At 60.1% G+C, this 11502-nt stretch carries 11 protein-coding genes; 9 read left to right on the forward strand and 2 right to left on the reverse strand.

Annotation, left to right across the window (positions count from 1 at the left end; all coding sequences use genetic code 11):
* On the forward strand, positions 1-1399 hold a 1399-nt coding region (locus NW841_RS08675; protein ID WP_414386107.1), incomplete at its 5' end, for a SulP family inorganic anion transporter.
* Here the strand turns inward: NW841_RS08675 and NW841_RS08680 are convergent.
* Positions 1362-2630, reverse strand: coding sequence for a hypothetical protein (locus NW841_RS08680; RefSeq protein WP_414386108.1), 1269 nt, complete (start codon positions 2628-2630; stop codon positions 1362-1364). The two genes, NW841_RS08675 and NW841_RS08680, sit on opposite strands and share 38 nt — an antisense overlap.
* Before the next feature lie 218 nt (positions 2631-2848).
* Here NW841_RS08680 and trxA point away from each other — a divergent pair, with 218 nt between their 5' ends.
* Positions 2849-3181, forward strand: coding sequence for a thioredoxin (gene trxA / locus NW841_RS08685; RefSeq protein WP_414386109.1), 333 nt, complete (start codon positions 2849-2851; stop codon positions 3179-3181).
* A gap of 21 nt (positions 3182-3202) precedes the next feature.
* Positions 3203-3946 carry a lipoyl(octanoyl) transferase LipB gene (gene lipB, locus NW841_RS08690; RefSeq protein WP_414362757.1) on the forward strand — a complete coding sequence of 248 codons (744 nt, stop codon included), beginning with the start codon at positions 3203-3205 and terminating at the stop codon, positions 3944-3946.
* Between the two features lie 34 nt (positions 3947-3980).
* On the opposite strand, the gene NW841_RS08695 is transcribed toward lipB, so the two are convergent.
* Entirely contained in the window at positions 3981-4430 is a 450-nt protein-coding gene (locus NW841_RS08695) for a tetratricopeptide repeat protein (RefSeq protein ID WP_414376526.1), read from the reverse strand.
* Positions 4431-4634: 204 nt separating this feature from the next.
* Here NW841_RS08695 and purB point away from each other — a divergent pair, with 204 nt between their 5' ends.
* From purB to pstB, 6 genes are all read left to right on the forward strand, one after another.
* Positions 4635-5930, forward strand: coding sequence for an adenylosuccinate lyase (purB, locus tag NW841_RS08700; RefSeq protein ID WP_414386110.1), 1296 nt, complete (start codon positions 4635-4637; stop codon positions 5928-5930).
* Positions 5931-5939: 9 nt separating this feature from the next.
* Positions 5940-6920, forward strand: coding sequence for an aspartate carbamoyltransferase catalytic subunit (locus NW841_RS08705; protein ID WP_414386111.1), 981 nt, complete (start codon positions 5940-5942; stop codon positions 6918-6920).
* A 529-nt stretch (positions 6921-7449) separates the two neighbouring features.
* On the forward strand, positions 7450-8529 hold the full coding sequence (pstS, locus tag NW841_RS08710; RefSeq protein ID WP_414386112.1) for a phosphate ABC transporter substrate-binding protein PstS: 1080 nt from the start codon (positions 7450-7452) through the stop codon (positions 8527-8529).
* Positions 8530-8802: 273 nt separating this feature from the next.
* Positions 8803-9774 carry a phosphate ABC transporter permease subunit PstC gene (gene pstC, locus NW841_RS08715; protein WP_414376522.1) on the forward strand — a complete coding sequence of 324 codons (972 nt, stop codon included), beginning with the start codon at positions 8803-8805 and terminating at the stop codon, positions 9772-9774.
* Between the two features lie 18 nt (positions 9775-9792).
* Positions 9793-10680, forward strand: coding sequence for a phosphate ABC transporter permease PstA (gene pstA, locus NW841_RS08720; RefSeq protein ID WP_414334983.1), 888 nt, complete (start codon positions 9793-9795; stop codon positions 10678-10680).
* Positions 10681-10747: 67 nt separating this feature from the next.
* Positions 10748-11502: phosphate ABC transporter ATP-binding protein PstB (gene pstB, locus NW841_RS08725; protein WP_414386113.1), on the forward strand; the 755-nt coding region annotated here is incomplete at its 3' end.

Consider the following 11502-nt stretch of genomic DNA (forward strand, 5'->3'; position numbering starts at 1 on the left):
GCTAGGGGTAGGGCTGTTGCGTCTGGGGTTTTTGGCCAATTTCTTGAGCCACTCGGTTATAACGGCCTTTAGCAGTGCCGCAGCCCTAATCATTGCCCTTAGCCAGCTTCGCCATCTGCTGGGGGTGAAGCTGGCCAACACCGAGTCCTTCTGGCTGCTGCTGCAACGGCTGTGGCAGAGCTTGGATGGGGTCAACTGGGCCACCCTGGGGCTGGGGCTGTTGTCCATCGCCCTGTTGGTGTACGCCCAGCAGAAGCTGCCGGCGCAACTGCGCCGCTGGGGGATCCCGCCCCTCTGGGAGTTGCTGCTCACCAAGAGTGCTCCCCTGGCGGCCGTTTTCTTAACCACCCTGCTGGTTTGGGGGCTAAACCTCTCGGAGAGAGCGGGAGTGGCGGTGGTGGGATCCATTCCGGCTGGCCTACCACCGCTGACGTTTCCCCAACTGAGCTGGCCAGAATGGGGATCCCTTCTGCCCACCGCCCTAACCCTCAGCTTGGTGGGCTTTACGGAAAGTTATGCCATGGCCCAGGCCCTGGCCAGCAAGCGGCGGCAGAAAGTGGATCCCAACCAGGATCTGGTGGCCCTGGGAGTGGCCAACGTGGCAGCAGCCGTCAGCGGTGGCTTTCCGGTCACGGGTGGGATCAGCCGCTCGGTGGTGAATGCTCAGGCGGGGGCCAACAGCGGTCTGGCCTCGGTCATTACGGGATCCCTGATAGCCCTGGCCATGATCTGGCTGATGCCCTTGTTTACTTTCCTGCCCCAGGCCACCCTGGCTGCCGTTGTGCTGGTGGCGGTGCTGGGACTGGTGGATTTTCACCCCCTGCTGCAGAGCTGGCGCTACGACCGCGGCGATGCCCTCGTTTGGCTGCTCACCTTTGCCAGCGTGTTGGCAATTGGGGTGGAGCGGGGGATTGGTCTGGGAGTGCTGGCCTCCATCCTTCTCTTCCTCTGGCGGGCCAGTCGCCCCCACATTGCCATCGTTGGCCAGGTGCCGGGCACCGAGCACTACCGCAACGTGCTGCGCCATGAGGTGATTACCGATCCGCGCATCTTGGCGGTGCGAGTGGATGAGAGCCTGTTTTTTGCCAACGCCGCCTACCTGCAGGAGTACATCCTGCAAGAGGTAGCAGCGCGGCCGGAAGTGGAACAGGTGCTGCTGGTGGCCAGCGCCATTAACTTCATCGACGGCAGCGCTCTGGAGGCCCTGACCCAATTGGTGGAACGTCTGCACCAAATGGGGGTGGGCTTTGCCCTAGCCGAGGTAAAGGGGCCGGTGATGGATTGCCTCAAAAGGGTGGGGTTTGTGGAAAAAGTGGGCGCTGAGCGCTTCTTCTTGTCAACCCACCAGGCAATGCAGGCTCTCAAATCCCAGGCGATGCCGGCAGCCGCTTCCGGATGAGCACCAGGGGGGTCTGCTCCGCCGCATTCCCCGCCGGGTTCTTGCGCAGCGCCTGCTCCACCAGCTCCCGCTCCACCCCTGGGCTGGCCGCCAGAACGCTTACCTCACCTAGGTCGTTGGCATCCACAATGGCCACCTCGTAGCCGGTCTGGGCGTGGAGCTCAGCCACCAGCTTAGCCGGCTGCCGCGGCCCTAAGACGATGAACTGGTCGTAGGGGGGCAAGGTGCCGGTGACATCGTCGATGAGGTCGGCCTGCTCCCCCGCCAGGGCATAGAACACCCCTGGGATCCCCAACAACTTGGCCAGGGATCCGACAACAAAAGCCCCCAGCACCCGCCAGGCTCCCGAGCAGTCGATCAGCGTCTGCATCCCGTAGCAGCTTGAGAGACTGGTCTTGGAGGGGAAGAAGTAGCAGAGGGTGCGGGCTAGCCAGCCAGGCTGCACCTGCAGGGGATGGCGAAAGTGGCCCTGGACGATGGCCGCCGCGCTTTCCGAGATGGCCACGATATCACCGGGCTGGATGTGAGGGCCCACGTAGCGCTGCAGCACCTCGGCAAGGTCATCGCTGGGGGTAAGCAGAGGGGTGGGAATGGCAGCCCAACTCACTGGCCCCTGCTGCTGCCAGGCCAGCTCCGGCAAGGGATCCACTTCCTGCAAGGGCAGGATCAGGTGGCTAGTCTTAAGGGTGCGCCGCTGCCGCCCGTACTGGACGTAGTCCAGCTCCAGCCAGGCCGAGCGCAAATCTGCCAGCCCTTCCCCCCTCAGCTCGATCTCCACTTCCAAGCCGGTCTGGCTTTGGGGGGTAATGATGTAGGCCTGCCAGTAGTTGTCCTGGCGAGGGGGCAGATCCACATGGCGGGAGCGCAGGCGGATCTGGGTTTGGATCCCTTCGATGGAGCTGGCACTGAGCAAATGCAGTCGCGGCTGCACCTGGGCCAAGGTGACCTCAAAGATGGGGTTGAGGTTGCGGGCCACGAACTCCGCCTGGATAAGCCAGTGATCGGGGCTGAGGCGGTTGAGGTGCCAGCTCTGGGGCTCCACCACCAGGCAGTCGGCGGGGCGGGTCTTCCGCCAGTACAGCACCGTCGCCAAACTCAAGAGCAGCCCGGCCACCACCTGAATCCAGCCTGAGGGATCCCCCAGCCAACGCCAGATCCCCCAGAGGCTCAAGACCACCCCAGCCAATACGCCGGCCACCACACCTCGGCTCACCATCCGGATTGTTGCCATCGGGATCCCACTCCTTGCAATCGTTAAGCCCTGCTAAAGCCTGCCCCTTCCGTCCAGCCCGCCCCCTAGACTACAGGTACCAACCAAGCCCTAGCCATCCTACCGGGAAACCGACAGCAAGCGGTCGCAGAATCTCTACCCACATTTCCATCTCAAACATTTAGACTACAAATAGGTTGCATTCTAAGTTTTTCCACAGCATCCTGCGGAGGTCGCCCATGGCCCACAAACAGCAGTTCAAAAGCTTTGACGACATGATCCAGGGATCCAAAACTCCCATTCTGGTGGATTTCTACGCCACCTGGTGTGGTCCCTGTCAGGTCATGGCCCAGGTGTTGGAGCAGGTGAAGCCCCAAGTGGGGGACGCCATCTCCTTTGTTAAGGTCGACACCGAAAAGTACCCCAACATCGCTGCCCGCTGGGGGATCTACGCCGTGCCGACCCTGATCCTGTTTAAAGACGGGAAGCCGGTTGACCGCATTGAAGGGCTGCTAAATCCCCGAGCTCTGCTCGAGCGGCTACGGGCCCAGGTCAACCTACCGGTGGCCTGATCTGGGCAAGGGTTGGAGCCTGTGCCGCTTCTCCAAGTTCACCTGGCAGGAGAAGTGCCCTACCGCACCGCTTGGGCTTGGCAGCAGGCCCGGTTAGCCCGGATGATCCGCCATCCTGAGGTGCCAGATGGGCTTTTGTTGCTCACCCACCCGCCGGTCTACACCCTGGGGGCAGGGGCCGATCCCAAGTTTCTCAAAAGCCTGGCTGGACGGATAGGATCTCCGGATACTCAGCCAGAGTCCCCTGCTCCTGAGGGGCCGGAGGTTCTGCGGGTGGAGCGGGGCGGCGAGGTGACCTACCACGGGCCGGGCCAGTGGGTGGGCTATGCCCTACTGAACCTAAAGCGCCATAGGACTGTCTACGGCTCCCATGGCCAGCCGGATCTGCACCGCTACCTGCGCCACCTAGAAGAGGTGCTCATCCAGACCGTAGCCCACTTTGGCCTGCGGGGGGAGCGGCTCCCTGGCCTGACAGGGGTTTGGGTGCAAGGCCACAAGGTGGCGGCCATCGGCATCAAGGTCTCCCGCTGGGTTACCTACCACGGCTTTGCCCTCAACGTCTGTCCGGATCTGGCTGCCTTCGCGGCTATCGTGCCCTGTGGGATCCCCGATCGCCCGGTGGGATCCCTGGTGCAGTTTTGTCCGGAGGTAACAATGGCTGCCGTAGCCCCAGTGTTGGTGCAATCTTTTTGTCATGTCTTCGGGCTGCAGGCCCAGGCAGTTTCCCTGGCCGAGTGGTTGGGAGAGCCTCCTCAGTTTGTCTAAATCCGAGATGGCCCTAGATTCAATCCAAGGGCGACTACTCCACCCCCAACTGGCGCAACAGTTGCTGCAGGATGGCTTGGTCAGCAAAGTTGCCGCTTTGGGAAAAAAGAGCCAACGCCTGGCGAAAGTCAGCCATGGCAGCCTCTCGCTCCCCCAGTTGCAGGTGGGCCACGCCGCGACTAAAGTAGGCCTCTGGGATCCCCGGATCCAACTGGATGGCCCGCTCCGCATCGGCTAAGGCCTTTTGGGGCTGGCGCAACTGGTTGTAAACGTAGCTGCGGTTAACGTAGGCCGGCGCATAGGTGGGATCCAACTCCACTGCCCGATCCAGATCCGCCAAAGCCGCCACCGGATCCCCGCGCAGCAACTTGAGGGATCCCTGCCAGTTGAACTCGGAAGCAGGGCTTCGGGCCGAGGTCTGCTCAGGAGGAGTGGGGGAGGTGGGCAAAGAGAGGGCAGGGGCAGGAGTCAGGAATGCCGCCAAGCAACCTATGAGAGCCACCCTTCCCCATCGCCGCTTCATCGTGCTCCGCTGAGGATCCCAACCCAGTCCAGTATAGACTGCCCGCAAGAGGGGCCATCCTTGCACTTGGCCAACTCGCCGAGAAGCCCCGCTTTGGACCCGGGATGAGAGGCGGATTAGCTAAAATAGCTTGGCTTATCCTATCGTACTGACGGAAAAGGCACCTTGATCGAGCGCTACACTCTGCCAGAAATGGGCCAGATTTGGTCCACCGCCCACAAGCTCCAGACCTGGCTACAAGTAGAGCTGGCCGTCTGTGAGGCGCAGGCGGAGCTGGGGCGGATCCCTCAAGAGGCCCTGCAGGAGATCAAAGCCAAAGCTGCCTTTGACCCGGCGCGGGTTTTGGCAATCGAGGCGGAAGTCAAGCACGATGTTATTGCCTTCTTGACCAACCTCAACGAGCATGTGGGCGAGGCGGGGCGCTACATCCACCTGGGCTTGACCAGCTCGGATGTGTTGGACACGGCCTTGGCCCTGCAGCTTGGAGCCTCGGTTGAGATCTTGCAAGCTCGGCTGGCCGACCTCATCGCTGCTTTGCGTGAGCAGGCCCGCCGACACCGCTACACCTTGATGATGGGCCGCACCCATGGCGTCCATGCCGAGCCCATTACCTTTGGCTTTAAGCTGGCCGGCTGGCTGGCCGAGTGCCTGCGCCATCAGGAGCGCCTGACACGCCTGCGGGAGGTGGTCGCCGTGGGCAAGATCTCCGGCGCCGTGGGTACCTACGCCAATGTGCCCCCCCAGGTGGAACAGTTGGCCTGCGCCCGCTTAGGCCTCAAGCCGGATACGGCCTCGACGCAGGTGATCTCCCGCGATCGCCACGCCGAGTATGTGCAGACCTTGGCTTTGATTGGCTCTTCTCTGGAGCGCTTTGCCACCGAGATCCGCCACCTACAGCGGACAGAGGTGCTGGAGGTTGAGGAGTACTTTGCCCCTGGCCAAAAGGGATCCTCCGCCATGCCCCACAAGCGCAACCCCATCAAGTCTGAACAACTGACGGGAATTGCCCGCCTCTTGCGGGGGTATGCTGTCTCGGCCCTGGAAAACATTCCCCTTTGGCATGAGCGGGATATTTCCCATAGCTCTGTAGAGCGGGTCATCCTGCCCGATGCCTCCATCCTCTGCCACTACCTACTGGTCAACATGGCAGATCTGGTGCGCCACCTGCAGGTTTACCCTGCCAACATGGAGCGCAACCTCACCCTCTACGGTGGTGTTGTCTTTAGCCAGCAGGTGCTTTTGGCTTTGGTGGAGAAGGGCTTGAGCCGTGAGGAAGCCTACCGCCTGGTGCAGGAAAATGCCCACCGCGCTTGGAATCAGCCTGGTGGAGATTTCCACGCCAATCTGCTGGCGGATCCCAGAGTAATGGCCCACCTGAGCGAGGCGGAGCTGCAGGCCTGCTTTGACCCACGGCGGCACCTCACCCACCTGGACGAGATCTTTGCCCGCTTGGGCATTTGAGGATCCCCTATGGCTTGGCAGCGGCAACATGTCTTGGGGCTGGCGGACTTTACCCGCGAAGAGTATCAAATTGTTTTGCAAACCGCCGCCAGCTTTCAGGAAGTGCTGACCCGGCGGCTGCCCAAGGTGCCCACCCTGCAGGGGAAGGTGGTGGTGACGCTGTTTTTCGAGCCTTCCACCCGCACCCGCAACAGCTTTGAGCTGGCGGCCAAGCGCCTGTCAGCGGATGTGCTCAACTTTTCCCCCGGCACCTCTTCACTAAGCAAGGGGGAAACCATTTTGGATACGGCTCGCACCTTTTTGGCCATGGGATCCGACGTGCTCATCGTCCGCCACGCCCAGGCCGGGGTGCCGCAGCAGTTGGCCGCCGAGATCAATCGCCGCGGATCCCCAGCGGGGGTGCTAAACGCGGGGGACGGCCTGCACGAACATCCCACTCAAGGTTTGCTGGATCTATTTACCCTCTGTAGCCACCTGGATCCGCAGCGACCTCGCCTCGAGCTGCTGCAGGGGGTGAAGGTGGCCATTGTCGGCGACATCCTCCACTCGCGGGTAGCCCGCTCCAACATCTATGCTCTAGTGGCCGCTGGCGCAGACGTCCACTTGGCCGGCCCGCCCACCCTGTTGCCCAAAGACTTTGCCCAGTTTGTGCCCGGCCATACTCTGCCGGTGCACTGGCAGTTGGAGCCGGCCCTAGCAGGAGCCCGCTTCGTCATCGCCCTGCGCCTGCAACGGGAGCGGATGAGCGAATTCCTCATCCCCAGCCTGCAGGAATACCACCACCTTTTCGGCCTCACCCAGCAGCGACTGCGCCTGTGCCACCCCGAGGTGAGGGTTCTCCACCCCGGCCCGGTCAACCGCGGCGTGGAACTGAGTTCTGAGGTGATGGAGGATCCCAGCCTCAACCTCATCGAGCAGCAAGTTGCCCACGGCGTGGCGGTGCGCATGGCTTTGCTGTACCTGATGGGCGGCGGGCGGATCCCGGCTTAGACCTCCCCCTTTCCCCTCTGGTCGGGGAACTTGAGGAGCTGCTTGACGTCTAGAGTGCTGAGGTTACTCTTCTAGCCAACTCAACGCTCTCCGCAAAAGCAAGAAAGAAGTTCTTGCGGGGGCTCTTCTGGACACATTGAACCCTACATAAGCCTATATAAGCTTGGCAAGATTTGGGGCAGCTTTCTGCTCTAGGTTCTGCGCAACTTATCTTCTGTTCAAACTTTTTTCCTGGCTGGCCAGCATCATCTTTTATTTGGATCGAGGTCATCTAGCCAAGTCTAAGACAAGCTAAAAGCCTTGCAAAATAAGCTTTTCACAGATCCTGAGCTCCAGGATCATTTTTTACTGCTATCTAAACCCAAGCAAATCACCAGGTAAAAAATCAAGATCTCATAGCAATCACCTCATTTAGAAAGACACCGACTTTTTCTTCTGGTTTAACCTAAACTTAACCTTAACATATTCTACTCTTAACCTTGAGGTTGTAGGGTTATAGGCGTCGATTAAAATCAGACATTTCTTTCTTATGCGATCTCTGCTCTCTGCTTCTGTTTCTTCTGTCGCGGCTTTGGCGGTGGGAGTCCTGGCGCTGGCCCCGGCCCAAGCCCAAACCGTGCAAATCTCTGGCGCAGGTGCTACCTTCGCTGCGCCGCTGCTGCAGCGCTGGTTTGATGCCTACAATCGCACCGTAGATCCCAATGTGCAAGTCAGCTACCAGTCTGTTGGGAGCGGTGCCGGTCTGGAGCAATACATCAACGGCACGGTGGACTTCGGTGCTTCCGAGGGCCCGATGACCGAAAAGTACAACGCCTCTCGCTACAAGAGCTTCAAAGAGAAATACGGCTACGAGCCCCTGCAACTGCCTCTGGCGGGGGGCGCCATTGAATTTGCCTACAACCTGCCCGGCATCGGCGACAAAGAGCTCGTGCTCAAGCGGGAAACCTACTGTGGCATTGTTACCGGCGAAATCACCCGCTGGGACGACATTCGCATCAAGGCCCAAAACCCCAACCTGGCAAGTCGGCTGCCCGCGCTGGACATCACCTGGGTGCACCGCTCCGACGGCTCTGGGACGACCTTCGTGTTCAGCAACCACCTCAACGCTGCTTGCCCCAACTGGAAGGGCGGCGTGGGAACCACGGTGGAGTGGCCGGTTGGCATCGGTGCCCAGGGCAACGAAGGGGTAGCCGCCACCATCAAGCAGGAGCCAGGGGCGATTGGCTATGTGAACCAGTCCTTTGCCAAGCTGGAGCAACTGACTACTGCTCGCCTAGAAAACAAAGCGGGCAAGATTGTCGAGTTTTCTCCTGAGCGGGCTACTTCTGCCCTCAACGCTCCCCTGCCCGAAAATTTTGCCCTGCTGGTGCCGGATCCCGAAGGGCCTGACGACTACCCCATCGTTGGTTTGTTCTGGGTGATGCTCTACCGTGAATATCCTGACGAGCAAAAGCTGAAGAAGCTGGTGGAAGCCATCAAGTGGACGCAGGGGCCAGATGGCCAAGCCATCACCAAAGAACTGGACTACATCCCCATGCCGGAGCCGGCCATCCAGCGGATCTTCGCCGAGCTGGATAAGATCAAGGTCAACCCCAACGCGAAGCGATGAGTTGCTGTCCTGTTGAAAGGTGTTAGTTGAGAGCCAGTGGTCAACAAGAGGCTGTGCTCTTCCTGTTGGCTACTGGCTTGCCGCTTTGCTCATTTTTGGCAAGCAAAAGATCTGTCGGCACTGACTTTTGACGTTGTCACCAGTCTGAGTCCAACAAGCTTTTGGTGTTCACTGTTGGCCAGGACACAGACAACTGTAACACCGATGGAATGTAGGGTGAGGGAGGTTTTGCCACAATCTGCCCACCAGTAGAATTGCCACAGCGGGGATCCTATGACTTCGGCAGCCAGAGACTACGACTTATCAACGGATGTTGCTATTGAAAAGAAAATGGATGTTTCCCGCGCCCTCGACGTGGGTTTTGTCCGCCTAACTTTGGTGCTGGCAGGGTTTGCCGGCATCATTCTCATTTGGGTGATCGTGCAGACCACTGAGGCAGCCCTGCCGGCCATGCGCCAGTTTGGCTTGGGCTTTCTGGTCACCAGCCGCTGGAACCCGGTGGAAAACATCTATGGGGTGTTGCCCCAGATCTACGGCAGTTTGATGACCTCTCTGGTGGCCCTGATTTTTGCCATTCCTTTGGGCATCGGCACCGCCATTTTCTTGACGGAAGATTTTGCCCCCAAGTGGATAACGGCGCCGATTGCCTTTGCCATTGAGCTGATCGTGGCCATTCCCAGTGTGGTGCTGGGGCTGTGGGGCATCTTTGTGCTCATCCCGGCGGTGCGGCCCATCTTCCGAGCCATCAATCAGACGCTGGGGTGGATTCCTCTCCTTGGGGGTCCTGCCCCCCGTGGCCCCAGTTTGCTGCTGGTGGCCATGGTGCTGGGGATCATGATTTCCCCCATCATCATTTCCATCACCCGCAGCACCCTTGAATCGCTGCCCCGGGGCCTCAAAGAGGGCGCCTTGGCGTTGGGAGCCAGCCGCTGGGAGACGATCTTGACGGTGATGATCCCGGCGGGCCTGTCGGGCATTGTCAGCTCGATCATGCTGGCATTGGGACGGGCCTTGGGGGAGACCATGGTGGCAGCGATGATTTCCGGCAACGCCAACCGCATCAACATCTCCCTGCTGCAGCCAGGATCCACCATTACCGGCTTGATTGCTTCCCAGTTTGGCGAAGCAGGACGCCTGCAGGTGTCGGCCCTTATGTATGCCGGTGTGGTGTTGATGGTGCTGACCCTGTTGGTTAACGTCATGGCCGAGATCATCATCCGCAAGTTTCAAAACTTGGAGCAGTAACCGAGGAGCCTCGTCATCATGTCCCAGTCAGCCCAGCTTGTTCCTGAGGAGATCGACATTAGCCGTGCCGCTGTTGCCCCCCTGCGGAGATACACGAGCATTGCCTTGACGCTGCTGAGCGGACTGTTTGTGGCCGCCATCATGGCTGCCCTATCTTGGGTGCTGTGGGACATCGGTAAGGAGGGCATCCAGAGGATAAGCTGGGACGTCCTCACCGAGACTCGCTACCCGGCTCCAGGGTTAGCAGAGGGGGGGTTTGGCCACGCCATCGTCGGCAGCGTAATGGTTCTGGCCACGGGGGCGGCTTTGAGCTTTCCCTTCGGGATCCTAGCGGCCGTTTACCTGTCGGAGTTTGGCCGCGGCAGCCGCTTGGCCTACTTGGTCAAGTTCTCCTGTAACGTGCTCACGGGCGTGCCGGCCATTCTCTGCGGCCTGTTTGCCTACGCTTTGGTGGTGCGGGGATCCGGCTTCTCGGCTTTTTCGGGGGGAGTTGCCCTGGGCGTGTTGATGCTGCCCATTGTCATCCGCTCCACGGAAGAGGCGCTGCTTTTGGTGTCGCCGGATATGCGTTTGGCTTCGGTTGGCCTGGGGGCCACTCGCTTTCAGACCACAATGCGCATCGTCCTGCCGGCAGCAGCTCCGGCCATTGTAACGGGCTTGATCTTGGCCTTGGCGCGGGCTGCCGGCGAGGCAGCACCTCTACTTTTTACTTCCTTCAACAACAATTTCTGGTCAACCAACCTGTTTGGACCGGTGGCTACCCTGCCGGTGATGGTTTACTTCTTCTCAATTATTCCCTTCAAGGTGCAGCAGGAGCTGGCATGGGCAGGAGCCCTGGTGCTGCTGGCCATTGTTTTGGCAGCCAGCTTGCTGGCCCGCTTCCTGGTCTACAAAGCCAGAAGATAGTTTAAGCCTTGTCGGACAGCGGCCAGGTGTGAATTAGCCTCTTGACGAACTTTCTGCGAGTGGGATCATGAAAACTCAATCTGCTAACTCAACCACCTACGTCTTCCGAACGGAAAACCTGAGCGTCTACTATGGCTCGAACCTGGCGGTGAAAAACGTCACCATGGATATTCCTGCCCGGCAAATTACGGCTTTTATCGGGCCTTCTGGCTGTGGCAAAAGTACCATCCTGCGCTGCTTTAACCGCACCAACGACCTGATCCCGGGGGCGCGTGTCGAGGGCAAGCTTACCTACCGCGGCAAAGACCTCTATGCCGAGAATGTGGATCCGGTGGCGGTGCGGCGGCGCATTGGCATGGTGTTCCAGAAGCCCAACCCTTTTCCCAAGAGCATCTACGACAACGTTGCCTACGGCCCGCGGGTGCTGAGGATGAAGGTGGACTTGGACGAGGTGGTGGAAACTTCGCTCAAGCGGGCCGCCCTCTGGGACGAGGTCAAGGATAGGCTGAGAGAAAACGCTCAGTCGCTATCGGGCGGGCAGCAGCAGCGCCTCTGCATCGCCCGTGCCCTGGCGGTACAGCCGGATGTCATCCTCATGGACGAGCCTTGCTCGGCGTTGGATCCCATCTCCACCCGCCGCATCGAGGAGCTGATGAAGGAGCTGGAGCAGGATTATACCATCATTATCGTCACCCACAACATGCAGCAGGCCAGCCGCGTCTCGGACATGACGGCTTTCTTCAGTGTGGAGCTGGTGGGATCCAACCGCGTGGGCGAACTGGTGGAGTTCGACCGAACGGAGGTGATCTTCAACAGCCCTGC

Source organism: Synechococcus sp. H60.3 (assembly GCF_047462295.1).
Classification (GTDB): domain Bacteria; phylum Cyanobacteriota; class Cyanobacteriia; order Thermostichales; family Thermostichaceae; genus Thermostichus.

Excerpts from the sequence above, each read along its gene's own strand:
- trxA (WP_414386109.1), top strand. The coding sequence starts at position 2,849 with ATGGCCCACAAACAGCAGTTCAAAAGCTTTGACGACATGATCCAGGGA.
- NW841_RS08705 (WP_414386111.1), top strand. The coding sequence starts at position 5,940 with ATGGCTTGGCAGCGGCAACATGTCTTGGGGCTGGCGGACTTTACCCGC.
- pstA (WP_414334983.1), top strand. The coding sequence starts at position 9,793 with ATGTCCCAGTCAGCCCAGCTTGTTCCTGAGGAGATCGACATTAGCCGT.
- pstC (WP_414376522.1), top strand. The coding sequence starts at position 8,803 with ATGACTTCGGCAGCCAGAGACTACGACTTATCAACGGATGTTGCTATT.
- NW841_RS08680 (WP_414386108.1), bottom strand. The coding sequence starts at position 2,630 with ATGGCAACAATCCGGATGGTGAGCCGAGGTGTGGTGGCCGGCGTATTG.
- pstS (WP_414386112.1), top strand. The coding sequence starts at position 7,450 with ATGCGATCTCTGCTCTCTGCTTCTGTTTCTTCTGTCGCGGCTTTGGCG.